This window comes from Actinokineospora guangxiensis (assembly GCF_042657845.1).
Classification (GTDB): Bacteria; Actinomycetota; Actinomycetes; order Mycobacteriales; family Pseudonocardiaceae; genus Actinokineospora; species Actinokineospora guangxiensis.
The window spans coordinates 215182-241537 of record NZ_JBHSKF010000010.1; the positions used below are offsets into that span (position 1 = coordinate 215182).

Genomic DNA, 26356 nt, shown 5'->3' on the forward strand with positions numbered 1-26356 from the left:
CCTTTGTCGATCGACGACGAGCCGGATCGGACACTGCCGACCGGGAAACGGACGCCAGAGCCCGTTCATCCCACAGCGCTGCTCCGTTCGGGGCCCTACCTGTGTCATCGGGTGCCAGTCGGTGTCGTCAGTCGGTGTCATCGCGTCGGTGTCGTCGCGTCGGTGTCGTCGCGTCGGTGTCGTCGCTGTCGGTGCGGGATCCCCAGACGAGGAAGGACGTCTCCGCGGGCCGCACCGCGGTGCCGCCGTCGGGCCCGTCGACCAGCGGGGCGGCGCTGAGCTGGCAGCCGCCGACGGTGTAGCCCGCGCCGGTGAGCGTCGACCGGGTCGCGCCGAGGTGGTCCAGCTCGGTCACCAGCACCACGATCCGCCCCGCGCCCGCCCCGGCGCACGCGCGCACCAGCTCGGGTGTCGAGCGGCCGAGGAACACCGCGTCGGGCCGCGGCAGTCCGCGCAGCGCCCTCGGCAGCTCGCCGTCCTCCAGCCGCACATCGACGCCGTGGGCGTTGGCGTTGGCCACGACCCGCACGCACAGCGCGGCGTCGCGCTCGACGGCGACGACGGCGGCGCCCAGCAGCGCGGCCTCGATGCCGATGGCGCCCGCGCCCGCCCCGGCGCACACGTCCCACAGCAGCGCCCCCGGCCGGGGCGCGAGCCGGGCCAGGGCCAGCGCCCGGATGTGCTCGGGAATCCAGTGGCCCTCGCGGGTGGCGAAGGCCGTGGCGGGCAACGCCCAGCCCTTGCCGTCCGGCACCGGTTCCGACGACAGCCACCGGTGCGCCCGCTCGCCTTCGAGGGAACTCAGGCACAGCACCAGGTTCGGCGTGCGCCAGGCCTTCCGCTCAGCCTCGGTCGAGTCCACTATGGACAGCTGCTCGGTGGCGCCGCCGACGTTCTCCAGCACAGCGAGGTAGCGGTGCCAGCCGACCAGCTCCCTGGCCAGCTCGGCGGGCCCAGCCCCGGGCGCCGTGCGCACCGCCACTGCGGGCCGCGCCCGGCAGAGGTTCACCGCCCGGCGGAAGTCGCGCCCCTCGGCGCTGACCACCGTGATCTCGTCCCACGGCCGCTTGGCCATCTCGGCCAACCGGGTCACATCGGGCAACCATGGCGTCATGGGCGTCATTCGACCACGCCGACACCCCGCCAGGGAACGCCTGATTACCTGCGCAAACGCGCGCTCAGGCCTTCTTCGCGGCGCGCTTGGCCGCCGAGCGCGGCGAGCGCTTGCCCGGCGAGCGGACCGGCTTGGGCGTGGCCGGGGCCTGCTCGGCGGAGTCCGGGGCGCCGACCGCGACCGGCACGCGCGGCTCGTCCTCGGGCTCCCGCGCGGCCGCAGCGGCCGGGGCCTGGGCCGCCGCGGCGGTGGTTCCGGCCTCGGCCCGGCGCTCGGCCCAGGTCTTGCGGGGTTCGTCGGTCGGCCTGCGCCAGGACCGCGCCGTCCAGCGCGGCGCGGACTCCTCGCCCGTGGGCTTGGCCTTGCCGGTGGTGCGCAGCGACTCGCCGACCAGGAACAGCGCCGAGCGCCAGAGGTTGTGCTTCTTCACCTCGGCGACCAGCTCGCCGACGGTCGTGCGCACCAGGGTCTCGTCCGGGCGGCTGGGCTTGTCGGCCACGACAGCGGGGGTGTCGTCGGCGATGCCCGCGCCGCGCAGCGCCTCGACCAGGTCGGCGGTGCGGGCGGCCGGGGCGCGCACGGCGAGCGCGCGGCCCGCGGCGGCCAGGTCGCGGACGGCGGTGAAGTCGGTCTCGACGGTGGTGACGGCCAGCGACTCGACGGCGCCCGCCTCCAGCAGCGGCACCGGCGCGGCGGCCGAGACCGGCGAGACCCCGGGCACCACCTCGACGTCCAGGCCGAGCCGGGTGCACAGGTCCAGCTGCTCGCGCAGCCGCGGCGAGAGCGCCGGGTCGCCGGAGACCAGGCGGACGGCCTTGCCGCGCCTGCTGGCCAGCCGCCGGTAGTGCTCGGCGATCTCCTCCGGGCTCAGCCGGGAGCAGTCGACCAGCTCGGCGGCGGTGTGCTCGCGCAGCCAGGCCGCGTCGGTGGCGCCGGGGGCGTACAGCACGAGGTCCGCGTCGGCGATCCGCTGGGCCCCGCGCAGGGTCAGCAGGTCGACCGCGCCCGGTCCGGCTCCCACGAAACTCACCGTGCCACGCATGGGGCGACCGTATCGCCTGGCGCTCCCGTGCCCCGGACGCGGGTCCGCGTCAGCGGCGGTGCGACACTCGCGGGCGTGAACGATTCGGTGTTCGACTGGCTCGACGCCCACGCCGAGGACCGGCGCAAGGCAGGCCTGACCCGCAGGCTGAACCCGCGCAGGCCCGACGACGGCCTGCTGGACCTGGCGGGCAACGACTACCTCGGCCTCACCCGCGACAAGCGGGTGAGCGGCGCGGCGGCCGCCGCCGCGCTGCGCTGGGGCGCGGGCGCGACCGGCTCGCGGCTGGTCACCGGCAGCACCGAGCTGCACGCCGAACTGGAGTACGAGCTGGCCCGCTTCTGCGGCTTCCCCGCCGCGCTGGTGTTCTCCTCCGGCTTCGCGGCGAACCTGGCCGCGGTGACGGCGCTGTCGGGCAAGGCGTGCTCGATCGTCACCGACTCGGGCATCCACGCCTCGCTGATCGACGGCTGCCGCCTCTCCCGCGCCGAGGTGGCCGTGGTGGGGCACAACGATCCCGCCGCCGCCGAGCGCGCCCTGGCCACCCGGCGCACCGAGCGCGCGGTCGTGGTCACCGACACGGTCTTCTCCGTCGACGGCGACCTGGCCCCTCTGCCGCAGCTGATGGCCGCCTGCCGCTCCCACAACGCCGCCCTCATCGCCGACGACGCCCACGGCCTCGGCGTCCTCGGCGACGGCGGCCGCGGCGCGGTCCACGCCGCGGGCCTGGCCGGGTCCCCGGACGTGGTCGTCACCGTGACGCTGTCGAAGTCCCTCGGCGCCCAGGGCGGCGCGGTCCTCGGCCCACGCCGGGTCATCCGGCACCTGGTGGAGAACGCGCGCAGCTTCATCTTCGACACCGGCCTGGCCCCCGCCAGCGCCGCCGCCGCCCTCTCCGCGCTGAACATCCTCAAGGACGAGCCCGAGCGCGCCCAGCGCGTCCGCGACGTCGCGGGCGAGCTGTCCACCCGGTTGCGGGCCGCCCGCCTGCACGCCTGCGAGCCCGACGCCGCGGTCATCTCGGTGCGCGCGCCCTCGCCCGAGGCGGCCGTCCAGTGGGCCGAGGACTGCCGGGCCGCGGGTGTCTGGGTGGGCTGCTTCCGCCCGCCGTCGGTGCCGGACAACATCTCCCGCCTGCGCCTCACCGCGCGCGCCGACCTGTCCGAAGAGGACATCTCGCGGGCGGTGAAGGTGATCACCGAGACGGCTCCCCGCTAGGGCGTGGAACCTGGCCTGCGCATGGAGATGTGCGGGATGCCGTCCTCCAGGTAGACCTCGCCCTCCGGCGCGTACCCGAAGCGGGCGTAGAGGCCCTGGGCCTGGACCTGCGCGCCGAGGACGCTCTCGCGCGCCCCGATCCGCTCGACCGCGGCGGCCATCAGCGTGCCGCCCAGACCCGTCCCGCGGGCCGAGGCCGCCGTGCACACCCGGCCGACGCGGGTGGCGGGGCCTTCGTCGAGCAGGCGCAGGCAGCCGAGCACAGCGCCGCCTTCGCGCAGCCACAGGTGCACGGTGCTCGCCAGCATGTCGCGCCCGTCCAGCTCCGGGTACGGGCACTCCTGCTCCACGACGAACACGTCCACCCGCAGGCGGAGCAGGTCGTAGAGGTCGGCGGCGGTCAGTTCGGGGCCGGTGGCGACGTGCAGCACACCGCAGGGTCTATCACGGCGCGGGGGCGGGCGACGACGGCACCGGGTCGACCGGGGCCGGGTCGACGGCGGCGGCGATGTCGGCGGCGTAGACCGAGACCCTGGCGTAGACGCCCGGCTTGCCCGGGGCGGCGCAGCCCTCGCCCCACGAGGAGATGCCGACGAGCCTGCCGCCGACGATCAGCGGGCCGCCGGAGTCGCCCTGGCAGGTGTCGACGCCGCCCTGGGGCAGACCGGCGCAGACCATCGATGCGGGGTCGAAGGCGCGGTAGGCCTTGTCGCAGTCGGTGTCGCTGTACAGGGGGACCTGGGCGGTCAGCAGGTAGCGGGAGGTGGCGCCGCCGGAGGACGTGCGGCCCCAGCCGAGGATCGTCGCCGGGCTGCCCGCGGTGTACAGCTCGGCGTCGTCGGCGCCCGCGAGCGGCAGGAGCCGGTAGGGCATGGGCGCCGACAGCGTCAGCACGGCGACGTCGCTGCCTTCGGTGACGTCGCGGTAGGCCGGGTGGATCCACACCCCGGCGATCTCGCGGACCTCGCCGTCGGTGCCCTGCTTGTCCTCGCGTCCGCCGACGACGCGGACGTCGCGGGCGGGGAAGGCGCGCGCGCAGTGCGCGGCGGTGACCACCTTGTCCTCGGCGACGAGCGTGCCGCCGCAGTACTGGTAGCCGTCGCGCGTGGCGAGGTAGACCACGTACGGGTGGTCGGCGATCGAGGCCCGCGTGCCGCCCACGACCTGCTCGCGGGCGTCGGCGACGAACTGGGCGAACATCGCGGCCAGCACGGCGAGGGCCGCGGCGGCGCCCAGGATTCGGCGGGTCTTTCCGCCCATTCGGCGTCTCCTGTCCGGATTGACTACATCTGCGCAGCCATCAACGCTGCGTGCCCCTCAGGGCACGCTATGTCAACGCGGGTGCGCCTCGGTAGCGACGCCGTGTCGCTCGAACGGGTGGTCCTTCGGGCGTCCGGCATGCTGGACGGGTGCGTCCCCGCCGGCTGATCCCGCTCATCGCGCTCGTGACCGCGCTCGCCGCGTGCACCACCCCCGCCGAGCAGCGCGCCGCCCGCGCCTCGGAGTCCGCCGCCGCGGCGGCCTCCACGACCACCCCCGCGCCGACCACCACCCCGGCGCGGGTCACCACGACCACGACCGCCGAGCCCGAGCCGACGACCACCGCCCCGCCACCGCCCGCGCGGTGGGTCGTCGGCGCGAAACCGCTGCCGCTGGGCCCCGGCGGCTTCGGCCAGATCCTGCCGACGCCCGCCGAACTGCGCGACCGCAGGCTGCCGACCCAGGACCGCCTGCCCCCGCCGGCGGGCAGCGGGTACAAGTCCACGATCTCGCCCGTCCCCGCCGATGTGCTGGCCCGCAGCACGTGGCGCAGCGGGTGCCCGGTGGCCGTCGCCGACCTGCGCTACCTGACCATGTCGTTCTGGGGCTTCGACGGCCTGCACCACACCGGCGAGATGATCGTGCACCGCAGCGCCGCACAGGGCGTGGTCGGTGTCTTCGGCACGCTGCACGCCATCCGGTTCCCCATCGAGGAGATGCGCGTGACCGACGCGCCGGAGCTGGACCTGCACCCGACCGGCGACGGCAACAACACCGGCTCGTTCGTCTGCCGCCCCGCGGTGAACCAGAAGACCTGGTCGGCGCACGCCTCCGGGCTGGCCATCGACGTCAACCCGTTCAACAACCCCTACGTCCGGGGCAACCTGGTGCTCCCCGAACTCGCCTCGGCCTATGTGGACCGCGGCTGGAAGCGGGCGGGCATGATCCACCGCGGCGACGCCGTCGTGCGCGCCTTCGCCGGGATCGGCTGGTCCTGGGGCGGGGACTGGACCTCACCGCTGGACATCCAGCACTTCACCGCCACCGGCCGCTGAGGGGCCGCTCCCGCGGCCCCCCGCGCGTCCTGGTCGCCGTCGCTAGTTGTTGTCGCGGTTGCCGCCGCCGAACTTGCTGAACGCCTTCCCGGCCGCGCCGGAGACCGCGCTGCCGACATCGCTGAGGATCTTCACCAGCGGGTCGGTCGAGTTCGACACCGAGTCCTTGTAGGACTTCGCCGCGTCCTTGATGTCGTCGGTGAAGTTGTTGTGGCCCCGGTCCGCCTCGCGGCGCAGGTAGGTGCCGGTGAGGATCTCCCGGTACTCCTCGCTGGCCGCCCACCGCTGCAGCTGCGCGGCCCTGACCACGGCGAACGGGTGGCCCTGCGTCTCGACGTTGCGCAGCTTGTGGATGCTGTCGCGGATGTCCTCGACGTTCTCGTACTCGGCGGCCTGCTGCAGGAACGACGGGATGTCGATCTGCGTCAGGTCGGTGCCGCCCGCGAGGTAGACGTGGGTGCGCAGCGCGGCGGCCGGGTCCTGGCCGCAGAGCAGGCCCGCGCGGTCGCACGTCAGCTCGGCCTTGCGGAACCACTCGCGCAGCGCGGCGATCACCGCGCGCAGTCCGAGCGCGCCCAGCGGTACGAACGCCATCGTCTGCTGCAGGGTGAGCAGGCGGTACAGCAGCGTGCGCAGCACGGCGTGCCCGGAGAGGACGTGGCCCATCTCGTGGCCCACGACGAAGCGCAGGCTCTCGGTGTCCATCGCCTCGACCAGGCCGGTCGTCAGCACGATGAACGGCTCGTCGATGCCGATGGTGAAGGCGTTGGCCTGCGGGTTGCGCGCGACGAAGACGTTGGGCAACTTGGGCAGGTCGAGCGTCTCGGCGCACTCCAGCCGCAGCTGGTTGATCTTCGGGTACTGCTTCTCGCCGACCCTGATGCTCGAAGCCAGGGCCATCAACCGCTCGCCGCGCTCCGGGAACACGCCCGCGACGGTCTTGAGCACGTCGCCGACTCCGGGCACCGCGCGCAGCGTGGCCATCGCGCCCTTGTCCGCGGGGTGCTCGTAGGCCCGCGGGCTGATCCCCGGGAAGCGGACCCTCGTCGAGCGCGAGACCTCATCCGCGCCGGTGTCCGCGCCCGTGTTCTCCTCGGTCATTCCGGTTCCTCCCTCGTCCTGACCCCACACTATGCGCATTCCCCGGAAGGAGTGGTTGTTCGTCCACAAGAAGCCGAGCCGGGTGAGTGCTCCTAGATTCGGCTTGTATGGGCGACCCAGGGATGTCGGCGCTGATGGCCTTCCTCGGCGGCACGGTGCTGGCGGCGCTGCTGTTCGTGCCGTACATCGCTTGGAGCTACCGCAAACGCGGCCAGCTCGGCCTCGGCCACGCGGCCCTGGCCTTCGGCCTGCTGGTCTACGCGCTGGCCCTGTGGACCTACACGCTGCTGCCCGTCCCGGACACGACGGCGGACTGGTGCACCCGGAACGCGGTCCGGGAACCGCAGCTGAGCCCGCTGCGGTTCATCGCCGACTTCCGCGAGGAGCAGATCGGCACCGGCCTCGGCGCGGTGCTGCGCAACCCGGCGCTGCTCCAGGTCGTGTTCAACGTCGCCCTGTTCGTGCCCATGGGCATGTTCGGCAGGCACATGTTCGGCAGAGGCCTGCCCACCGTCATCGTCGCGGGCGCGCTGACCTCGCTGTTCATCGAGTTCACCCAGCTCACGGCCGTCTGGGGTCTCTTCGCCTGCCCGTACCGCCTCTTCGACGTGGACGACCTGCTGGCCAACACCGCGGGCGCGGCGCTGGGCTTCGGCTTGGCCCCGCTGCTGCGCCTGCTGCCCGGCCAGCGGGTCTCCGCCGCGCCCGGCGACCCGCGGCCGGTCACCACGGCGCGCAGGCTGCTCGGCATGGCCGTCGACGTGGTGTCGGTGACGGTGTTCAGCGCGCTGCTCTCGGTCGGGGCGAACGTGGTGTGGATCGTGCTGCTCGGGGCCCAGGAGGGCCCGCGGCACCTGGACTGGCTCTTCGGCTACGCGCTGCCGGTCGGGCTGCTGATCCTGCTCGTCCCGCTGCTCGGCAACGGGGCGACCTTCGGGCAGCGGGTGGTCCTGATCAACCCGGTCGGCCCCGACGGCGGGAAACCCGGGCTGGTGCGGATGCTGGTCCGCTTCGCCGCGGGCTCCGGCGGCTTCTTCACCCTCAACGCGCTCGAACTCGGCGCGCTCGCCTCGCTGCTGATGCTCGTCAGCGCGGTCCTCGCCTGGCGCCCGCGCGACCACCGCGGCCTGTCCGGCCTGGTCGCGGGACTGCGCGTGGTCGACACGCGCGCCGCCGAGCGCGCCGTTAGCCTGGGCGGCGAAGATCGCAGCCCCGCCCCGGAGGAACCCCATGAGCCTCGACCGCCCGGTCGCGCCCGATCCGTACTCCCTGCTCCCCGAGGTCGCGACGTTCAGCGTGACCTCGACCGACGTGGCTGACGGCGAGCTGAAGGCGCTGCGGCACGTGCACGGCTCGGCGGGCGGGGAGAACGTGTCCCCGCAGCTGTCCTGGAGCGGCGCTCCAGAGGGGACCCGCAGCTACGTGGTCACCTGCTTCGACCCGGACGCGCCGATCCCCGGCGGCTTCTGGCACTGGATCGCGGTGAACCTGCCCGCCGACACCACCGAGCTGGCGGCCGGCGCGGGCGCCTCCGACGACACCCTGCCCGGCGGCGCCTTCCACGTGCGCAACGACATGTCCTCCCGCGACTACGCGGGCGCCGCGCCCCCGCAGGGCGACCAGGACCACCGCTACTACTTCGTCGTGCACGCCGTCGACGTCGACAAGCTGGACGTCGACACCGACGCCAGCGCGGCCGTGGTCAGCTTCAACCTCGCCTTCCACACCCTGGCCAGGGCCATCGTCACGCCCGTCTACCGGCACTGATGGGAATGCCGGAGCCGCGCGGTGGGTTGCAGCCCGACGTGCGCCACTTCGACCTGGTGATCGTGGGGACCGGCTCCGGCAACTCCCTGCTCGACCCGCGCTTCGCCGACTGGGACATCGCGATCGTCGAGCGCGGGACCTTCGGCGGGACGTGCCTCAACGTCGGCTGCATCCCGACCAAGATGTACGTCCACGCCGCCGATCTGGCGGCCACCCCCGCCAACGCGGGCAGGCTCGGCGTCGACCTGACGCTGGACGCCGTGCGCTGGCCGGAGATCCGCGACCGGGTGTTCGGGCGCATCGACCCGATCGCCGCGGGCGGCGAGCAGTACCGGCGCGAACACCCCGACAACGCCCACGTCAGCGTGCTCACCGGAACCGCGCGGTTCACCGGGGAGCGGCGGATGGCGGTCGACGGCGCTGTCGACGGCGCGGACACCAGCACCGAGTTCACCGCCGACCGGATCGTGCTGGCCGCCGGGAGCAGGCCGATCGTGCCCGCGATCCCCGGCCTGGCCGACGTGCCCTTCCACACCAGCGACACGGTCATGCGGCTGCCCTCGGTGCCGCGCAGGCTGGCGATCGTCGGCGGCGGGTTCATCGCCGCGGAGTTCGCGCACGTGTTCTCCGCCTTCGGCGCCGAGGTCACCGTGATCGCCCGCTCGGACGGGCTGCTGCGGCGCGAGGACCGCGACATCTCGCTGCAGTTCACCAAGCTGGCCGCGCAGCGCTGGGACGTGCGCCTCGGCCGCGACGTCGAGCGCGTCGACCGGCTCGCGCAGGACGGTGATGCCGCGCAGGACGGAGTGCGGCTGCGGCTGGACGACGGCAGCACGGTCGAGGCCGACGTGCTGCTCGTCGCCACCGGGCGCACCCCCAACTCCGACCTGCTCGACCCGGCGGCGGGCGGCGTCGCGCTGAGCCCGGAGGGCTACGTGGTGGTCGACGCCCAGCAGCGCACCTCGGCCGATGGCGTCTGGGCGCTGGGCGACATCAGCTCGCCCTGGCAGCTCAAGCACGTGGCCAACCACGAGTCCCGGGTCGTGCGGCACAACCTGCTGCACCCGGACGAGCCGATCGAGTCCGACCACCGGTTCGTCCCGCACGCGGTGTTCACCTCGCCGCAGGTCGCCTCGGTGGGGCTGACCGAGGACGAGGCGATCGACCGCGGACTGCGGTACGTGACCTCCACCCAGGCCTACGCGGGCATCGCCTACGGCTGGGCGATGGAGGACACCACCGGCTTCGCCAAGCTCATCGCCGACCCCGACACCGGGCTGCTGATCGGCGCGCACATCATCGGCCCGCAGGCCGCCACCGTCATCCAGCCGCTGATCCAGGCGATGAGCTTCGGCCTCGACGCGCGCTCGATGGCCCGTGGCCAGTACTGGATCCACCCGGCCATGCCCGAGGTGGTGGAGAACGCTCTGCTCAGCCTGCCGCTCTGACCTCGATCTTTGGCGACTACCCGCTTCCGGGTGAACGGGACGTGGCACCCTAGGTGTTCGCCACATCCGGGCAGCGGTGCCGGGGGCAGCTCCCTCGACGCCGCGTGGCACTCGCCTGAGTGAAGGGAACTGAACAGTGCCGCTGGCCACAACCCGCCGGACAGGCCTGGTCGACCAGGTGATCGAGCAGATGCGGACGGCCATCGCCACCGCGGAGTGGAAGGTCGGCGAGCGCATCCCGACCGAGCCGGAACTGGTCAGCGCCCTGGGCGTCGGCCGCAACACCGTGCGCGAGGCCGTGCGCGCGCTGGCCCACGCCGGCCTGCTGGAGGTCCGCCAGGGCGACGGCACCTTCGTCCGCGCCACCAGCGAGTTCTCCGGCGCCCTGCGCAGACTCGTCGGCTCGGAGTTGCGCGAGGTGCTCCAGGTCCGCCGCACCCTGGAGGTCGAGGGCGCCCGCCTGGCCGCCACCAACCGCACCGACGACGAACTCCGCGACCTCACCACCCTCCTCACCGACCGCGAACGCCTCATGCAGGCCCGCGACTACGAGGTGGGCGTGGACAAGGACGCCGAGTTCCACCTGGCCGTCGTCCGCTGCTCCCACAACACCCTGCTGGCCGAGCTGTACCAGGGCCTCACCGAGGTGGTCCGCGCTTCCGTCGCCGCCACGGTCCGCGAGACCCCGCACAAGGCCAACATCGATCACCGCGGCCTGCTGGAGGCCATCACCCACCGCGACCCCGACCGCGCCGCGGCGGAGGCGGCGGGCTTCCTGGACGAGCTGCTCGCCGAGCTGGACCGCTCGGAAGACCTCTGATCAGGGGCTCGGCGGCGCACCCGGCGGGATGAAGGGAAGCCCGTCGGGGGCACCGCCGTCGATCAGCCTGAGCAGGGCCTCGGTGTCCAGGTGCTCGGCGACCAGGTCACCGAGCAGATCGACCTGCGCCGCGCGCACAGCGGCGAAGGACACCTCGCCCGGCACGTAGGCGCGCCCGGCCAGGGCGGCCGCCCACACCAGCACCGCCCGGCGCACCCCGTCGTTCTCCAGCAGACCGTGCCAGTGGGTGCCGACGACCGGTCCGCGCCGGGCGCCCTCCGCGCCGTCGGCGGTGGTCACCACCGGTTCGTCACCGCAGGAGCGCACCCGCCCGTGGTGGATCTCGTAGCCCGTCGCCGGATGCCCGAACGCGCTGCCCGACACCCGGCCGAGCACCTTCGCCGCGCCGAACTCCACTTCCACGTCCAGCAGCCCGAGCCCCTCGACCATCCCCAACCCGGATTCCACCCGGTCATCGATGACCCGCCCGAGCATCTGGAACCCGCCGCACACCCCCACCACCGCCTTGCCCGCCCGCGCGTGCGCCAGCACCGCCTCGGCCAGTCCGGTGGAGCGCAGCCACGCCAGGTCCGCCACCGTCGCCTTCGATCCGGGCAGCACCACCAGATCGGCATCGGCCAGCGCGGCCGGGGCGGTCGCGAAGCGCACGGACACCCCCGGCTCCGCCGCCAGCGCCTCGACGTCGGTCGCGTTCGACACCCGGGGCAGCCGGGGCACCGCCACCCGCAGCCACTCCCCCAGCGGCGGGGTCGGCCGCCCGACGACGCCGTCGGCGGCGTAGGACAGCGAGTCCTCCGCGTCCAGCCACAGCTCCTCGCGCCACGGCAGCACCCCGAGCACCGGCCTGCCCGTGAGCCCGCGCAACTGCGCCAAGCCGGGCTCCAGCAGGCCGCGGTCCCCCCGGAACTTGTTCACCACGAACCCCGCCACCAGCGCCTGGTCCGCCGCGTCCAGCAGCGCCACCGTGCCGAACAGGTGCGCCAGCACCCCACCCCGGTCGATGTCGCCCACGACCACCACCGGCAGCCCCGCCGCGCGGGCCAGCCCCATGTTCGCGATGTCGCTCGCCCGCAGGTTGATCTCCGCGGGCGACCCGGCCCCTTCGCACACCACCACGTCGTGGTCCGCCCGCACCGACTCCAGCGTGGAGAGCACGACCTCCATCAGCGCCGCCTTGCGCGAGCGGTAGGACAGCGCCGAGACGGTCCCGTCGACCTGCCCCAGCACCACCACCTGCGACGAGCGGTCCGAGCCCGGCTTCAGCAGCACCGGGTTGAAGCGCACCGACGGCTCCACCCCGCACGCGAACGCCTGCAACGCCTGCGCGCGCCCGATCTCGCCGCCCTCCAGCGTCACGAAGGAGTTGTTGGACATGTTCTGCGCCTTGAACGGCGCCACCGACACCCCCGAGCGGGCCAGCCACCGGCAGATCCCGGCCGTCAGCACGCTCTTGCCCGCGTCCGAGGTCGTCCCCGCGACCAGCAGCGCCCCCGACATCCGCCCAACCCCTCCTCGCCCGTCGGACCGGACTGCCATCATCCCCGTCATGCCCGCCGTTCCCGTCACCGCAGTCCTGGTGCACAGCCCGTTCCTCGGCCCCGCCAGCCTGCGCCCCCTGGCCGACGCGCTCGCCGCGCTCGGGCACCCCGCCGTGCTGCCCGACCTGCGGCCCAGCGTCGTCGCCCCGCCGGTGCACCAGCGGCTCATCGGCGCCTTCGCCGACGTGATGTCCGACGCACCCCCGCCCGGCCCCATCGCACTCGTCGGCCACAGCGGCGCGGGCCCGCTGCTGCCCGCCTTCGCCGAGCAGATCGATGACGCGGGCGGCCAGGTGCGCGGCCTGGTCTACCTCGACGCCGGGCTGCCCACGCCGGGGCGCAGCTGGCGGGAGACCGTCCCCGCCGAGCTGTACGCCCAGCTGCGCGCCAAGAGCCCCGACGGCCTGCTGCCGCGCTGGCCGAACTGGTTCCCCGGGCACCCGGTCGACGCCGAGATCGCCGAGGAGGCGCCCGAGGTGCCGATCGCGTTCCTCAAGGAGCCCAGGCCCAGCCTCGACTGGGACGGCCCGAGCGGGTACGTGCTGCTCTCCGGCGCCTACGAGGCCGACCTGGCCGAAGCGGGCTCGCGCGGCTGGCCGACCCGCGCCCTGCCGCTGACCCACCTGGCCCCGGCCACCGACCCGGAGCCGGTGGCGCGCGCGGTGCTGGAGGTGCTGCTGGCTACGGCAGGGTGAGGATCTCCGCGCCGGACTCGGTCACCACGACGGTGTGCTCGAACTGGGCGGTCCAGCTCTTGTCCTTGGTGGTGACCGTCCAGTCGTCGGCCCACATGTCGTAGTCGATGCCGCCGAGGGTGATCATCGGCTCGATGGTGAAGGTCATGCCGACCTCGATCTCGGTGCTGACCGAGGGCTCCTCGTAGTGCAGGATGACCAGTCCACTGTGGAACGCCTGGCAGATGCCGTGGCCGGTGAAGTCGCGCACCACGCCGTAGCCGAAGCGCTTGGCGTAGCTCTCGATCACCCGGCCGATGACGTTGAGCGCGCGGCCCGGCCGGACCGACTTGATCGCGCGCATGGTGGCCTCGTGGGTGCGCTCGACCAGCAGCTTGGCCTCCTCGGCGACCTCGCCCGCCAGGAACGTCGCGTTGGTGTCGCCGTGCACGCCGCCGATGAAGGCCGTCACGTCGATGTTGACGATGTCGCCGTCCTCGATGACCGTCGAGTCCGGGATGCCGTGGCAGATCACCTCGTTGAGGGACACGCAGCACGACTTGGGGAAGCGGCGGTAGCCCAGCGTCGAGGGGTAGGCGTGGTGGTCGAGCAGGAACTCGTGCACCACGGCGTCGATGTCGTCGGTGGTGGCGCCCGGCTTGACCGCCTCGCCGCCCACCCGCAGCGCCTGCGCCGCGATGCGGCCTGCCACGCGCATGGCCTCGATCGTCTCCTGCGTCTGCACGTAGGAGCCGGTGTAGCGCTTGGGGGCGGGCTTGTCCACGTACTCCGGCCGCGGGATCGCGGGGGGCACGGGGCGGCGCGGCGTCTGGACGCCGGGGGTCAACGGGGCACGCACGGACATGCCCCCACCTTAAGCCGTGCCCCGGCGGCCGGGACCACGAGGCGAATCAGCCCACCCCGCCTCAGCCCACCCCATCGAGGAAGCGGCCGGTCGCCGACACCGCGCGCCCGGACGTGCCGCCGTCCACCACCAGCACCGCGAAGGCCAGGTCGCCGCGGAAGCCGACGAACCAGCCGTGCGAGCGGGTGCCGTCGCCGAACTGGGCGGTCCCGGTCTTGCCGTGCAGGCCGTCGAAGCGGTTGAGCACCGTCGAGGTGCCGCCGGTGATCACCTCGCGCATCATCTGGCGCACCGGGGCGAGCACGGCGTCGGGCACCAGCTCGGGGGTCATGTTGGCCTCGGTGCTCGCGCCGGACATCAGCGTCGGCGGCAGCATGCGCCCGGAGGCGACGGTCGAGGTCATCAGCGCCATGCCGAACGGGCTGGCCACGACCTTGCCCTGGCCGAAGCCGTCCTCGGCGCGCTCGACGACGTCCTCGGCGGGCGGCACCGCGCCGGTGATGGTGGTGACGCCCGGGATCACGAAGTCGACGCCGACGCCGAGGCGCGCGGCCATCCCGGTCAGCGTGCCGGGCTCCATCTTCACCGCGAGGTCGGCGAAGGTGGTGTTGCAGGAGAACGCGAAGGCGGTGTGCAGCGGCACCGTGCCCTTGTCGAACTTGTTGCTGTTGGGGATGACGCGCCCGTCGACCGTCGTCGTGGCCGGGCAGCCGACCTTGGTGTCGGCCTTGACCAGGCCCGAGTCGATCGCCGCCGCCGCGGTCACGACCTTGAACGTCGAGCCCGGCGGGTAGCGGCCGGTGAGCGCGAGCTGGCCCTGCTTGTCCGCGGCCGGGTTCTGCGCCACCGCCAGCACCTCGCCGGTGGAGGGCTGGATGGCCACCAGCATCGCGGCGTTCTTCTCGCTCTTGAGCGCGTTCTCGGCGGCCTTCTGCGTCTTCACGCTCAGCACGGTGCGCACGGCGTCGGCGGGCTCGGCGTCCTGGGCGAAGAGCTCCTCGACCTCGGCGCCGGTGCTGTCCACGGTGTGCACCCGCCAGCCCGCCTTGCCGGAGACGACCTCCTCGACCTGCTTGCGGATGGTCGGGACCAGCGCGGGAGCGAAGGTGCGGTCCGGGGCGAGCAGCCGGGTCTCGGAGGTGAACCGGACGCCGGGCAGCTCGTAGATGGCGGTCTTGACCTGCGCGTAGTCGGTCTCGCGGAGGGTGACCACGGTGTGGGCGGGCGCCTTGGCCGCGCCGTCGAGGATCGACTTCTTGGTGATCGCCTTGTCGAAGCGCGACAGCGCGGTCGCGAGCGTGGTGGCCACGGCGTCGGCATCACCGGCCTTGGCCTTCTCGAACAGCACCGAGATGACGCGGATGGGCGCCAGCAGCGGGGTGCCGTCGCGGTCGAGCACGGGCGCCAGCGGCGACTCCAGCGCCTGCACCGCCAGCGACTGGCCGGTGGAGAGCTTCGGGTGCAGCACCGACGGCGCCCAGTGCACCCGCCACGCGTCGTCGCCGCGGCGCAGCTCGAAGGCGGACTCATAGGTCCAGTTGCGGCCCTTGCCGAGGTCCCAGGTGATGGAGTAGCGGGCCGTGGTCTGGTCGGCGTCGCCCGCCTCGGCGACCTCGATGACGGAGGCCTGCACGGTCGCAGGCTTGAGCCGCTCGCGGACCTGGTCCATGAGCGCCTTGGCCGAGTCCGGCGCGTCGGTGTGCGAGGCGGCGGTGACGCCGTCGCCACCGGCGAAGGCGGCGACGAACTGGGTGGCCACGTCCCGGGGCCCGGAGTCCTCGCCGAAGATCCCGCAGCCGGAGAGCGGGAGCGCGACGATCAGGGCGGCGGCCAGCGCGGTGGGACGACGGAGAGTGCGCACGGCCGCAGTATGCCCGGATCGGTGTGAGCACCGGGCCAAGCGGGCCGGGAGCGCCTAGAAAAGGACCGTGGCGTACTGGCCCACCTGCGTGAACCCGATCCGGTCATAGACGGCCTTGGCGGGCGTGTTGTAGGCGTTGACGTACAGGCTGGCCGTGCGGCCCAGCCCGTCGACGAGCCTGCGGACGACCGCGGCTGTCCCGGCGGCCCCGTAGCCGTGGCCGCGCTTGTCCGGGTGCACCCAGACGCCCTGGATCTGCCCGACGGCCTTCGACATGGCCCCGATCTCGGCCTTGAAGACGACCTCGCCGCCCTCGAACCGCGCGAACGCCCGACCCGCGGCGATCAGCTCGGCGACCCGGGCGCGGTAGCCCGCCCCGCCGTCGCCCGCGCGCGGGTCGACGCCCACCTCCTCGATGAACATGGCGATCGCGGCGGGCAGGTAGCGTTCCAGCTCCTCGGGCCGCACGGCGCGCACCTGCGGGTCGGGGCGGACGTTCGTCGGCCCGCTCATCGCCATCAGCGGCTGGTCGTCGCGCACGTCGCGGGCCGGGCCCCACTCCGGGGCAAGTTCGGCCCACATGCCCATGACCTGCTCGGCGGGGCCGACCAGCGACGAGCACATCCGGCGCCTGCGCACCGCGCGGTCGGCGAAGGCCCGGATGGCCGATGGCCGCCCGGCCAGCGGCACCAGGTTCGGCCCGGCGAAGCACAGCGCGTCGAGCCTGCTGCCCGCCCGGATGCCGCAGCCCCACAGCTCGCCGCCCAGCCGCCAGGGGTCCACCCCCGCCACCTCGACGCGCGAGGCGACCATGCAGGACGCGACCTTGTCGGCGGTGAACACCGCGCGCACCGCCTGGCTGTCCCGCTCGTCGAGCAGCCGTGCTCCCGCGAGGCGCAACATCCCCCAAGCGTGCCAGATCAGGGGGCGTTTCGGGGAGCGGTGACGGCTGCGATCAGGTGACGCTGACGGTGGGGGCCTCGCCGACGGGCTCCATGTCCTCGGCCAGGCGCATGGCCTCCTCGATCAGGGTCTCCACGATCTGGTGCTCAGGCACGGTCTTGATGACCTCGCCCTTGACGAAGATCTGCCCCTTGCCGTTGCCCGAGGCGACCCCGAGGTCGGCCTCGCGGGCCTCGCCGGGACCGTTGACGACGCAGCCCATGACCGCCACCCGCAGCGGCACCTCCATGCCCTCCAGACCGGCGGTGACCTCCTCGGCCAGCTTGTAGACGTCGACCTGCGCCCGCCCGCAGGACGGGCAGGAGACGATCTCCAGCTTGCGGGGGCGCAGGTTCAGCGACTGCAGGATCTGCTGGCCGACCTTGACCTCCTCCACCGGAGGAGCCGACAGCGACACCCGGATCGTGTCGCCGATGCCCTGGCGCAGCAGCGCCCCGAACGCCACCGCGGACTTGATCGTGCCCTGGAACGCCGGCCCGGCCTCGGTCACGCCCAGGTGCAGGGGGTAGTCACACTGCTCGGCCAGCAGCTCGTACGCCCGCACCATCACCACGGGGTCGTTGTGCTTGACCGAGATCTTCACGTCGTAGAAGCCGTGCTCGGCGAACAGGCCCGCCTCCCACAGAGCGCTTTCGACCAGCGCCTCCGGGGTGGCCTTGCCGTACTTGGCCATCAGCCGCGGGTCCAGCGACCCGGCGTTGACGCCGATGCGGATCGGCGTCCCGTGGTCGCGCGCCGCGGCGGCGATCTCCTTGACCTTGTCGTCGAACTTCTTGATGTTGCCCGGGTTCACCCGCACCGCCGCGCACCCGGCCTCGATCGCGGCGAAGACGTAGCGCGGCTGGAAGTGGATGTCGGCGATCACCGGGATCTGCGACTTGCGCGCGATCGCCGACAACGCGTCCGCGTCGTCCTGCGACGGGCACGCCACCCGCACGATGTCGCAGCCCGCCGCCGTCAGCTCGGCGATCTGCTGCAACGTGGCGTTGACGTCCGCGGTCAGCGTGGTCGTCATCGACTGCACGGAGATGGGGTGCTCGCTGCCCACCCCCACCGAACCGACCTGCAGCTGACGGGTCTTGCGCCGCTCGGAAAGCACCGGGGGCGGCAGGACGGGCATTCCCAAGGCGACGCTCATGACCACATCCTACGCAATTGCGCGACCGTCACCCATCCGGGTGGCCACCATTCCATGATCGCCCGACGGCCATTACTGTGCGCGCCGCCACATGACGCTGAGCACACCCCGGCCGTGAGGCTCTTTCCGCAGGTCGTCACCCACGTCCGGCGAATGAGAGAAATACTCGCGATTCCGGGTCACTCGATAGTGGAAAAACGGCGCGGAAAAGCGACCTAAACGGCGGCTTCTGATATCACGACAGTTTCGCGCGCTACCTCTCCGGCAACCGAATCGGGTTAACGATGTCCGCCGTCACGGTGAGCAGGACGATCGCGCCGCCGATGAACACCAGCACCATCGTCACGCCCGCGAGCTTGTTGTAGTCGACCGGGCCGCCGGGCGCCTTGCCGCGCAGCCTGCGCAGCGCGTCGCGGACCTTCTCGTAGAAGGTGATCGCGATGTGGCCGCCGTCCAGCGGCAGCAGCGGCAGCAGGTTGAACACGCCGACGAAGAAGTTCAGCGCGGCCAGCATCAGGATGAAGATCTCCCAGATGCCCTGCTCGACCGCGTCCGCACCGATGATGCTCGCGCCGACGACGCTGACCGGCCGCTCCGGGTCGTCCTCGCCGCCGATGGCCCTGATGACCGCCGGGATCTTCTCCGGGAAGCGCATCAGGCCCTCCCAGGTGCGGGCGAACATCTGGCCGGTGAACTCGACCGTCGCGGGGAAGGCCGGGCCGACGGCGTAGGGGATGGTGCCGCCCTGGGCGATGCCGACCGCGCCCACGGTCTCCAGCCTGCCCTCCTGGCCCTGCGGGGTGTCTATCGCGATGCGCTGCACGGTGGCGACGTCGACGGTGAGGCCGAGGCGCTCGCCGTCGCGCTCCACCAGGAACTCGTGCGGGCCGCTGAGGGCGCGGGTGCGCTCGACCAGCTCGCGCCAGGTCGCGACCGGGGCGCCGTCGAGGGCGACGACGATGTCGCCTTCCCGCATGCCCGCCGCGGCGGCGGGCGAGGGGTCGGCGGGGCCGCACGGGGTCAGCTCGCGGGTGGTGGGGTTCTGCGACGCGGCGGCGCAGTCGGTGCCGCCGACGACAGCCTTGCCCTCCCAGTTGGGCAGGCCCAGCGTGACCGCCATCGCCAGCAGGATCAGGAAGCCGAGGATGAAGTGGGTGATGGAGCCCGCGGACAGCACGACGACGCGCTTCCACACCGGGTACTTCCACATCGCCCGCGGCGCCTCGTCGGGGGTCACCGGGTCCAGGGCGGTCATGCCGGCGATGTCGCAGAAGCCGCCGCCCGGGATCGCCTTCAGGCCGTACTGGGTCTCACCGCGGCGGAAGGAGAAGATCGTCGGGCCGAACCCGATGAAGTACCGCCGGACCTTCATCCCGAAGGCCTTCGCCGTGAGCATGTGCCCTGCCTCGTGCAGGGCGATCGAGATACCAATGCCCAGCGCGAAGAGGATGAAGCCGAACACCCACGTCACGGTCGGTTCCCTCCCTGCGCGAGCAGCGTTCGTGCCCGCGCGCGTGCCCAGTCCTCCGCTGCTTTGACGTCGGTGACGTCGCGCGGCGGGGTGGTCCAGTCGTGCGCGGCGTCGAGCACCTTCCCGACAGTGTCCACAATGTCTGTGAAGGTGGCGTGGTTTTGGCGGAACGCGGCGACGGCTTCCTCGTTGGCGGCGTTGTAGACCGCGGGCAGGCAGCCGCCGACGGTGCCCGCGTGCCGGGCGAGGCGGATGGCGGGGAAGGTCTCGTCGTCCACGGGCTCGAAGGTCCAGGTGGCCGCGGTGGACCAGTCGCAGGGCTTGGCCGCGCCGGGGACGCGGTCGGGCCAGGCCAGGGCGAGCGCGATCGGCAGGCGCATGTCCGGCGGGCTGGCCTGGGCGAGGGTGGAGCCGTCGTGGAAGGACACCATCGAGTGAACGATGGACTGGGGGTGCACGACGACGTCGATGCGGTCGTAGGGGACGTCGAAGAGCAGGTGGGCCTCCATCAGCTCCAGCGCCTTGTTGACCAGGGTGGCGGAGTTGATGGTGATGACCGGGCCCATGGCCCAGGTGGGGTGCGCCATCGCCTCGGCCGCGGTGACGGCGGCGAGCTGCTCGCGCGTGCGCCCGCGGAAGGGACCGCCCGAGGCGGTGAGGATGAGGCGGTCGACCTCGTCGGTGCGGCCGCCGCGCAAGGCCTGGGCCATCGCCGAGTGCTCGGAGTCGACCGGCACGATCTGGCCGGGCTTGGCCGCGGCCAGCACCAGGGGTCCGCCCGCGATCAGCGACTCCTTGTTGGCCAGGGCGAGCAGTGCACCGGTCTCCAGGGCCTTGAGGGTGGCGGGCAGCCCGATGGAGCCGGTGATGCCGTTGAGCACGACATCGGCCTGGGCGGTCTCGATGAGGCGGTCGACCGCCTCAGGGCCGGTGAACACCGTCACCCCGGGGATCTCCAGCTCACCGCTGGTCACCGCTACGTAGGCGACCTTGTGCTCGACCGCCTGGCGGGCGAGCAGGTCGGGGTTGCCGCCACCGGCGGCCAGCCCGACAACGCGGAACCGCTCAGGGTTGTCCGCGACCACGTCGAGTGCCTGCGTGCCTACCGATCCGGTAGAGCCGAGCACGAGGAGGGAGCGCTGCGAAGTCATCGCCGCCATCATCCCGGATGCCCACGACCTGGCCGTCGCCCGGGGCCACGCGTCCGTTCGGCCTAATCCTGAGAAAAATCTGAGGATCTCCGGTTAACCCAGCGCGAGCGGTGGCATCTCAGCGGCAAGAACAAAGCGCCGACGCACCCCCGGCGCATGTGGAAGGAGTACTACCGATGGGCATTCTCGGCTGGATCGTCCTTGGCCTGCTGGCCGGCCTCATCGCCAAGGCCATCATGCCTGGCAAGGACCCCGGTGGCATCATCGTCACGATCCTGATCGGCATCGTCGGCGCGATCCTGGGCGGTTTCATTGGCAACGCCATCTTCGGCAAGGGTCTCAGCAACTTCTTCGACCTGGGCACCTGGCTGCTGGCCATCGGTGGCTCGCTGATCCTGCTCGCGATCTACCGCGCGGTCATCGGGAACCGAGCGCGCGCATAACGCGCGATCTGACTCACATAGGGCACGGCGGTCACCGCCGTGCCCTATGTGCGATTATGGCGTCGATCGAGAACCAGGTCGATCGGGAACCAGACAGTCTTGGGAGGACCCACCGTGGCAGGCAGTGCACTGGAGAAGCGGAAGCCAACCGCCCCCTCCGGACACACGGTGAGCCCCGCCGACGAGCCGTCGGCCGAGTGGGGCTGGCACGGCGAGTTCCGCTTCGGCACCCCGGCCGCGGGCATCGTCGTCGGCCTGGGCATGCTCGCCATGCTGATCGGCAACCACTCCGGCTGGACCGAGAACCTCTGGCTCATCGGCACCGGCATCGCTCTCCTCGGCGGCGTCGCGTGGATGATCCACAAGCGCCGCACCTCCTGGCGCCGCTAGGACCCCCAACGCCGAAACGCCCGCTCGCACTGCGCGAGCGGGCGTTTTCGCTGTCCGCCCGCGCTACCCCTCGGCCGCCAGCTGGCCGCAGGCGGCGGCGATCTCCTGCCCGCGCGTGTCCCGCACCGTGCACGAGACCCCCGCCTCGTTGACCCGGCGCACGAACTCGCGCTCCACCGGCTTGGGCGAGGCGTCCCACTTCGAGCCCGGGGTCGGGTTCAGCGGGATGACGTTGACGTGCGCCAGCGGCCCCAGGTGCCTGCGCAGGAGCTTGCCCAGCAGGTCCGCGCGCCACGGGTGGTCGTTGATGTCGCGGATCAGGGCGTACTCGATGGACACGCGCCTGCCGGTGCGGTCGGCGTAGAGGCGGGCGGCGTCGAGGACCTCGGCGACCTTCCAGCGGGTGTTCACCGGGACGAGGGTGTCGCGGAGTTCGTCGTCCGGGGTGTGCAGGGAGACCGCCAGGCGCACGCTCAGGCCCTCTTCGGCGAGCTTGCGGATGGCGGGGACCAGGCCGACGGTCGAGACCGTCACCGAGCGCTGGGAGATGCCCAGGCCGTCGGGGGCGGGGTCGCAGATGCGGTGGACCGCGTCGACCACCCTGCGGTAGTTGGCCAGGGGCTCGCCCATGCCCATGAACACGATGTTGCTCAGCCGACCGGGGGCGCCCACCTCGCCGTCGCGCATGGCGGCGGCCGCGGCGCGGACCTGGTCGACGATCTCGGCGGTCGACAGGTTGCGCTGCAGGCCCGCCTGGCCGGTCGCGCAGAACGGGCAGGCCATCCCGCAGCCCGCCTGCGAGGACACGCACAGGGTGGTGCGGTCGTGGTAGCGCATGAGGACGCTCTCCAGCAGCGTGCCGTCGTGGGCGCGCCAGAGCGTCTTGCGGGTGTCGCCGTCGTCGCAGGTCACGTGGCGGACCGGGGAGAGCAGCGGGGGCAGCAGCGCCTCGGCGAGGCGCTCGCGGGCGGCGGCCGGGATGTCGGTCATCGCGGCCGGGTCGGCGGTGAGCCTGCCGAAGTAGTGCGTGGACAGCTGCGCGGCCCGGAAGGGCTTCTCCCCCAGCTCGGCGACCGCGGTGCGGCGGTCGGCGCTGGAGAGGTCGGCGAGGTGGCGCGGCGGGAGGCCGCGCTTGGGCGCGTCGAAGACGAGAGGGAGCGAGGTCATGGCGTCCGCCATTGTCCCATGCCGCGGAGACTCAGCTCACCGTTGCATCTCGATAGCTTCCGATATATCGTTGAGCTATCGCGATCGAACATGACACTTGAGGAGTGAAGAATGCGTACCCGACACCTCCGCCGCGGCCCCTGGGCCCGCGAGCACGGACACCACCGCCCCGGCGGTTTCCCCTTCGAGGAGCACCCGATGACCCCGCCGTTCCCCCCCGCTCCCCCGCCGCCGCCCCCCTTCGGCTTCGGCCCGTTCGGTGGCGGGTTCGGCGGCCCCCGGCACCGAGGCGGCCCGCACGGCCGCAAGCGGCGCGGCGACGTCCGCGCGGCGGTCCTCGCCCTGCTGGCCGACCGGCCCATGCACGGCTACGAGATGATCCAGGAGATCGCCGCCCGCAGCGGCGGGGCCTGGAAGCCCTCCCCCGGCTCGGTCTACCCGACGCTGCAACTGCTCGCCGACGAGGGCCTGATCCAGGGCATCGACGGCGACGGGGGCAAGCGCCTCTTCGAGCTGACCGACGAGGGCCGCGCGGCCACGGCCAAGCTCGGCGACACCCCGCCGTGGGAAGCCGCGGCCGCGGGCGTCGACCCGGCCGACCGCTCCCTGCGCGAGGCGCTGGGCGGGCTGGCCACAGCGGTCATGGGCGTGGCGCAGACGGCGTCCGCCGAGCAGAAGGACCGCGCGGTCGACATCCTCGACCAGGCCCGCAGGCAGCTCTACACCATCCTCGGCGAGGACACCCCCCGCTAGAGGACCAGTCCGCTGGGCTTGCGGCGCACGAGCACGCGGTAGCCGACGGTGAACTCCAGCCCGTCCACCTCGGCCGCCGCCCGCGCCGCGACCTTGGCGGAGAACTCGATGCGCAGCACCGACACCAGGGTCTCCCGGTCGGGGAAGCGCCACACCGTGGCCACCCGGTGCCGGGTGAACCCCTGGCGCTCGAAGAACGCGTCGACCGCGGCGCCGTCGTAGGACGGGATGTCCGCGCGCAGCCACCGCCCGTACGGCGGGCGCGCGGCGTCGAGGTCGACGACGACCAGCGCGCCGCCGGGCCGCAGGACGCGGTCGGCCTCGCGCAGGCCGGGCTGGCAGCCGTCGCCGAAGAAGTAGGCCGTGCGCGCGTGCACGACATCGGCGGTGGCGTCCATCAGCGGCACCGCCTGGGCCGACCCGGAGACCACGCGCACCGTCGGCAGCCCCGCGACCCGGGCGCGGGCCTGCTCGACCAGCGGCTCGTGCGGCTCCACCCCCGTGACCGAGCGGGCCCGCTCGGCGAAGCGCGGCAGGTGGAAGCCGCTGCCGCAGCCGACGTCGACCACGTCGCCGGACCAGTCGGCCAGCGGCTCCAGCGCCGCCCACACCGCGCCGCCCGCGTCCTGGGCGCGGTTCTCGGCCTCGTAGACCCGCGGCCAGTGCCAGATGTTCGGGCTGGGCACGACTTCGGACACGCGCAGGGACGCCACCAGATCGCGAGCGCGCGACACCATGCCCATGTCTTCCAGGAAAGCACAACTGGCCACCGAGCAGTGGATGCCAAAGTTCACCCGATCTAGCTAACGTCACAGCATGGTCACCGACGCGATCTCCGCCGCAGAGGAACTGCCCGCGGGCACCCCGGGCAAACCGTGCTGGGTCGAGGTCGCCACCGGCGACCCCGCGGGCTCCGCGGAGTTCTACAGCGGCTTGTTCGACTGGGAGTACCGCGTCGGCGACGACGGCTACCGGGTCGCGATGGTCGACGGCATCCCGGTCGCCGGGCTTTACACCCCGCAAGGCGACCAGCCCCAGCAGTGGACGCTCTACCTCACCGTCCACGACACCAACAACACCGCCGAGCGGGTCCGCCAGCTCGGCGGCGAGGTGCTGGCCGAGCCCCGGGAGATCCCGGGGCAGGGCGGCCTGCTCGTGGCGGCCGACCCCAGCGGCGGGCCGACCGGCTTCTGGCGCCAGGACCGCGGTTGGGAGCTGGGCATCGGCTTCCCCCGCGCGTTCACCTGGGCCGAGCTGTACACCTGGGACGGCGAGGCCGCCGACGCCTTCTACACCGCGCTGTTCGGCTTCGAGACCACCCAGATCGGCGACGGCGAGGTCTACGACTACACGACCTGGTCGATCAACGGCGACGATGTGCTGGGCAGGCTCCGCATGGGCAAGGAGTTCCCCCAGGGCCGGACCCCGTACTGGATGGTGTTCTTCGAGGCCGCGCCGGAGATCGGCGTGGACGAACTCGGCAGGCGGGCCCGCCGCCTGGGCGGCGCGGTCGCCGTGGCGCCCTTCGACTCCCCCTACGGCAGGACCGCCGTGCTGCGCGACCCGCGCGGCGCGGAGTTCTGCGTGCTGGACCGCTCGATCACCGTCGAGGCCGACATCACCGAGATCGGCGCCGAGATCGACGACCCGTACGGGGACTAGCCCGTCTAGGCCGGGACGAAGTGCTGCAGCAGCAGCCAGGACACCACGGCCGAGGGCAGCAGCGAGTCCAGCCGGTCCATCAGGCCGCCGTGGCCGGGCAGCAGCGTGCCCATGTCCTTGATGCCCAGGTCCCGCTTGATCACCGACTCGACCAGGTCGCCGAGGGTGGCCACCGCGACGATGGCCGCGCCGAACAGCAGTCCCTGCCACACCTGGCCCTCGAGCAGCAGCCACACGCTCAGCGCGCCCGCCGTCATGCCTGCGACCAGCGACCCGGCGAAGCCCTCCCAGGACTTCTTCGGGCTGATCGTCGGCGACATCGGGTGCTTGCCGAACAGCACACCGGCGATGTAGCCGCCGGTGTCGGAGCAGACGACGAGGATCATGAAGCACAGCACCCTGCCCGCGCCATCCTCGGGGAGGACGAGCAAGGCGGCGAAGGCGGCGAACAGGGGCACGTACGCGGCGGTGAAGACCGACGCCGTCACGTCCCGCACATACCCCTGAACGCCGCCGCGGAAGCGCCACAGCAGCAGCGCCAGCACCGTCACCACGAACGCGGCGAGCACACCGGAGACGCCGAAGGGCCAGGTCAGCCACACCATCGCCTGCCCGCCGACCAGCAGCGGCCAGGCCGCCACGCGGATGCCCGCCGAGCGCTCCAGCGCCCCGGCCAGCTCCCAGGTCGCCACCGCGACAGCGGCGGCGACGATGCCCACGAAGACGTGGCGCACCGTCAGCAGGGCGAGCAGGACCCCACCGCCCAGCAGCACTCCCACCGCGATCGCGGCGGGCAGATTGCGCCCGGCGCGCGACCCGGCGCCGACCGCGTCCGTCGTCACTTCACGTTCTCCCCGCGCCGCCGCTCAGACCTCGAGCAGCTCGGCTTCCTTGTGCTTGACCAGCTCGTCGACCTGAGCGACGTACTTGTCGGTCACGTTCTGCAGTTCCTTCTCCGCGCGCACGACGTCGTCCTCACCGGACTCGCCGTCCTTGACCAGGCGGTCCAGCGCCTCTTTGGCCTTGCGGCGGACGTTGCGGATGGCGACCTTGGTGTCCTCGCCCTTGCCCTTGGCGACCTTGATCATCTCCCGGCGGCGCTCCTCGGAGAGCTGCGGGAACACCACGCGGATGACCGTGCCGTCGTTGCTCGGGTTCACGCCGAGGTCGGAGTCCCTGATCGCCTTCTCGACCGCGTGGAACTGACCGTTGTCATAGGGCTTGATGACGGCCATCCGCGGCTCCGGGACGGCGATGCTGGCCATCTGGTTCAGCGGCGTCGGCGCGCCGTAGTAGTCGAGGGTGATGCGGGAGAACATGGCGGGGGTGGCGCGCCCGGTGCGGATGGTGGAGAGCTCCTCCTTGGCGACCGACACCGCCTTCTCCATCTTCTCCTCTGCGTCGAACAGGGTCTCCTCGATCAAGGCGGGCTCC

27 protein-coding genes are annotated in these 26356 nt (G+C 72.7%); 11 read left to right on the forward strand and 16 right to left on the reverse strand.

Annotated elements, in window-relative coordinates:
* Positions 1–127: 127 nt before the first annotated feature.
* Positions 128–1114 (reverse strand): precorrin-6y C5,15-methyltransferase (decarboxylating) subunit CbiE, encoded by a 987-nt coding sequence (locus ACFPM7_RS19990; RefSeq protein ID WP_378249180.1) that lies wholly within the window; start codon positions 1112–1114, stop codon positions 128–130.
* A gap of 64 nt (positions 1115–1178) precedes the next feature.
* On the reverse strand, positions 1179–2135 hold the full coding sequence (locus ACFPM7_RS19995; RefSeq protein WP_378249181.1) for a cobalt-precorrin-4/precorrin-4 C(11)-methyltransferase: 957 nt from the start codon (positions 2133–2135) through the stop codon (positions 1179–1181).
* Between the two features lie 96 nt (positions 2136–2231).
* Between ACFPM7_RS19995 and ACFPM7_RS20000 the strand changes: the two genes are divergently transcribed.
* On the forward strand, positions 2232–3374 hold the full coding sequence (locus tag ACFPM7_RS20000; RefSeq protein WP_378249182.1) for an 8-amino-7-oxononanoate synthase: 1143 nt from the start codon (positions 2232–2234) through the stop codon (positions 3372–3374).
* Here the strand turns inward: ACFPM7_RS20000 and ACFPM7_RS20005 are convergent.
* Together ACFPM7_RS20005 and ACFPM7_RS20010 are read right to left on the reverse strand one after the other, a co-directional pair.
* Positions 3371–3802 carry a GNAT family N-acetyltransferase gene (locus ACFPM7_RS20005; RefSeq protein ID WP_465251841.1) on the reverse strand — a complete coding sequence of 144 codons (432 nt, stop codon included), beginning with the start codon at positions 3800–3802 and terminating at the stop codon, positions 3371–3373. The genes ACFPM7_RS20000 and ACFPM7_RS20005 overlap by 4 nt on opposite strands.
* A 16-nt stretch (positions 3803–3818) precedes the next feature.
* The gene (locus ACFPM7_RS20010) at positions 3819–4634 is read right to left on the reverse strand and encodes a S1 family peptidase (protein ID WP_378249184.1); all 816 of its coding nucleotides are present in this window, start codon (positions 4632–4634) and stop codon (positions 3819–3821) included.
* Positions 4635–4783: 149 nt separating this feature from the next.
* On the opposite strand from ACFPM7_RS20010, the gene ACFPM7_RS20015 reads away from it, so the two are divergent.
* Complete coding sequence (locus ACFPM7_RS20015; protein ID WP_378249185.1) at positions 4784–5689, forward strand: M15 family metallopeptidase; 906 nt, start codon at positions 4784–4786, stop codon at positions 5687–5689.
* 42 nt (positions 5690–5731) lie between these two features.
* On the opposite strand, the gene ACFPM7_RS20020 is transcribed toward ACFPM7_RS20015, so the two are convergent.
* Positions 5732–6790 (reverse strand): M48 family metallopeptidase, encoded by a 1059-nt coding sequence (locus ACFPM7_RS20020; RefSeq protein WP_378249186.1) that lies wholly within the window; start codon positions 6788–6790, stop codon positions 5732–5734.
* Between the two features lie 107 nt (positions 6791–6897).
* Here ACFPM7_RS20020 and ACFPM7_RS20025 point away from each other — a divergent pair, with 107 nt between their 5' ends.
* From ACFPM7_RS20025 to ACFPM7_RS20040, 4 genes are all read left to right on the forward strand, one after another.
* Positions 6898–8109: a VanZ family protein gene (locus ACFPM7_RS20025; RefSeq protein ID WP_378249187.1), complete on the forward strand. Its 1212-nt coding sequence runs from the start codon at positions 6898–6900 to the stop codon at positions 8107–8109.
* Positions 8021–8557 carry a YbhB/YbcL family Raf kinase inhibitor-like protein gene (locus tag ACFPM7_RS20030; RefSeq protein WP_378249188.1) on the forward strand — a complete coding sequence of 179 codons (537 nt, stop codon included), beginning with the start codon at positions 8021–8023 and terminating at the stop codon, positions 8555–8557. The genes ACFPM7_RS20025 and ACFPM7_RS20030 overlap by 89 nt, the downstream gene beginning before the upstream one ends.
* Positions 8558–8595: 38 nt before the next feature.
* Positions 8596–10005: a mycothione reductase gene (locus ACFPM7_RS20035; protein WP_378249225.1), complete on the forward strand. Its 1410-nt coding sequence runs from the start codon at positions 8596–8598 to the stop codon at positions 10003–10005.
* Between the two features lie 136 nt (positions 10006–10141).
* On the forward strand, positions 10142–10825 hold the full coding sequence (locus tag ACFPM7_RS20040) for a FadR/GntR family transcriptional regulator (RefSeq protein ID WP_378249189.1): 684 nt from the start codon (positions 10142–10144) through the stop codon (positions 10823–10825).
* Here ACFPM7_RS20040 and ACFPM7_RS20045 read toward each other — a convergent pair whose 3' ends face one another.
* Complete coding sequence (locus tag ACFPM7_RS20045; RefSeq protein WP_378249190.1) at positions 10826–12343, reverse strand: cobyric acid synthase; 1518 nt, start codon at positions 12341–12343, stop codon at positions 10826–10828.
* A 49-nt stretch (positions 12344–12392) separates the two neighbouring features.
* Between ACFPM7_RS20045 and ACFPM7_RS20050 the strand changes: the two genes are divergently transcribed.
* Entirely contained in the window at positions 12393–13079 is a 687-nt protein-coding gene (locus ACFPM7_RS20050; protein WP_378249191.1) for an alpha/beta fold hydrolase, read from the forward strand.
* Here the strand turns inward: ACFPM7_RS20050 and map are convergent.
* From map to dxr, 6 genes are all read right to left on the reverse strand, one after another.
* Positions 13066–13923, reverse strand: coding sequence for a type I methionyl aminopeptidase (map, locus tag ACFPM7_RS20055; protein ID WP_378249192.1), 858 nt, complete (start codon positions 13921–13923; stop codon positions 13066–13068). The genes ACFPM7_RS20050 and map overlap by 14 nt on opposite strands.
* A 61-nt stretch (positions 13924–13984) precedes the next feature.
* A complete protein-coding gene (locus ACFPM7_RS20060; protein WP_378249193.1) occupies positions 13985–15784 on the reverse strand; it encodes a penicillin-binding transpeptidase domain-containing protein in 1800 nt (599 codons plus the stop codon).
* Positions 15785–15838: 54 nt separating this feature from the next.
* Positions 15839–16687, reverse strand: a complete 849-nt coding sequence (locus ACFPM7_RS20065) for a GNAT family N-acetyltransferase (RefSeq protein WP_378249194.1) — start codon at positions 16685–16687, stop codon at positions 15839–15841.
* Positions 16688–16739: 52 nt separating this feature from the next.
* Entirely contained in the window at positions 16740–17885 is a 1146-nt protein-coding gene (gene ispG / locus ACFPM7_RS20070; protein ID WP_378249195.1) for a flavodoxin-dependent (E)-4-hydroxy-3-methylbut-2-enyl-diphosphate synthase, read from the reverse strand.
* A gap of 253 nt (positions 17886–18138) precedes the next feature.
* Positions 18139–19356, reverse strand: a complete 1218-nt coding sequence (locus tag ACFPM7_RS20075; RefSeq protein ID WP_378249196.1) for a M50 family metallopeptidase — start codon at positions 19354–19356, stop codon at positions 18139–18141.
* Positions 19353–20507 (reverse strand): 1-deoxy-D-xylulose-5-phosphate reductoisomerase, encoded by a 1155-nt coding sequence (dxr, locus tag ACFPM7_RS20080; protein ID WP_378249197.1) that lies wholly within the window; start codon positions 20505–20507, stop codon positions 19353–19355. Before dxr ends, ACFPM7_RS20075 begins: the two co-directional genes overlap by 4 nt.
* A 176-nt stretch (positions 20508–20683) precedes the next feature.
* On the opposite strand from dxr, the gene ACFPM7_RS20085 reads away from it, so the two are divergent.
* Together ACFPM7_RS20085 and ACFPM7_RS20090 are read left to right on the forward strand one after the other, a co-directional pair.
* Complete coding sequence (locus ACFPM7_RS20085) at positions 20684–20950, forward strand: GlsB/YeaQ/YmgE family stress response membrane protein (RefSeq protein ID WP_378249198.1); 267 nt, start codon at positions 20684–20686, stop codon at positions 20948–20950.
* Between the two features lie 114 nt (positions 20951–21064).
* The gene (locus ACFPM7_RS20090; RefSeq protein WP_378249199.1) at positions 21065–21340 is read left to right on the forward strand and encodes a DUF2631 domain-containing protein; all 276 of its coding nucleotides are present in this window, start codon (positions 21065–21067) and stop codon (positions 21338–21340) included.
* Positions 21341–21403: 63 nt separating this feature from the next.
* On the opposite strand, the gene rlmN is transcribed toward ACFPM7_RS20090, so the two are convergent.
* A complete protein-coding gene (gene rlmN, locus ACFPM7_RS20095) occupies positions 21404–22507 on the reverse strand; it encodes a dual-specificity RNA methyltransferase RlmN (RefSeq protein WP_378249200.1) in 1104 nt (367 codons plus the stop codon).
* A gap of 111 nt (positions 22508–22618) precedes the next feature.
* On the opposite strand from rlmN, the gene ACFPM7_RS20100 reads away from it, so the two are divergent.
* A complete protein-coding gene (locus tag ACFPM7_RS20100; protein ID WP_378249201.1) occupies positions 22619–23260 on the forward strand; it encodes a PadR family transcriptional regulator in 642 nt (213 codons plus the stop codon).
* On the opposite strand, the gene ACFPM7_RS20105 is transcribed toward ACFPM7_RS20100, so the two are convergent.
* Entirely contained in the window at positions 23257–24003 is a 747-nt protein-coding gene (locus ACFPM7_RS20105; protein WP_378249226.1) for a class I SAM-dependent methyltransferase, read from the reverse strand. The two genes, ACFPM7_RS20100 and ACFPM7_RS20105, sit on opposite strands and share 4 nt — an antisense overlap.
* 73 nt (positions 24004–24076) lie before the next feature.
* Between ACFPM7_RS20105 and ACFPM7_RS20110 the strand changes: the two genes are divergently transcribed.
* Positions 24077–24922 carry a VOC family protein gene (locus ACFPM7_RS20110; protein WP_378249202.1) on the forward strand — a complete coding sequence of 282 codons (846 nt, stop codon included), beginning with the start codon at positions 24077–24079 and terminating at the stop codon, positions 24920–24922.
* 5 nt (positions 24923–24927) lie between these two features.
* Here the strand turns inward: ACFPM7_RS20110 and ACFPM7_RS20115 are convergent, their stop codons facing one another.
* Both ACFPM7_RS20115 and frr read right to left on the reverse strand, forming a co-directional pair.
* Positions 24928–25764, reverse strand: coding sequence for a phosphatidate cytidylyltransferase (locus ACFPM7_RS20115; RefSeq protein WP_378249203.1), 837 nt, complete (start codon positions 25762–25764; stop codon positions 24928–24930).
* Positions 25765–25788: 24 nt separating this feature from the next.
* A complete protein-coding gene (frr, locus tag ACFPM7_RS20120) occupies positions 25789–26346 on the reverse strand; it encodes a ribosome recycling factor (protein ID WP_378249204.1) in 558 nt (185 codons plus the stop codon).
* Between the last annotated feature and the right edge of the window lie 10 nt (positions 26347–26356).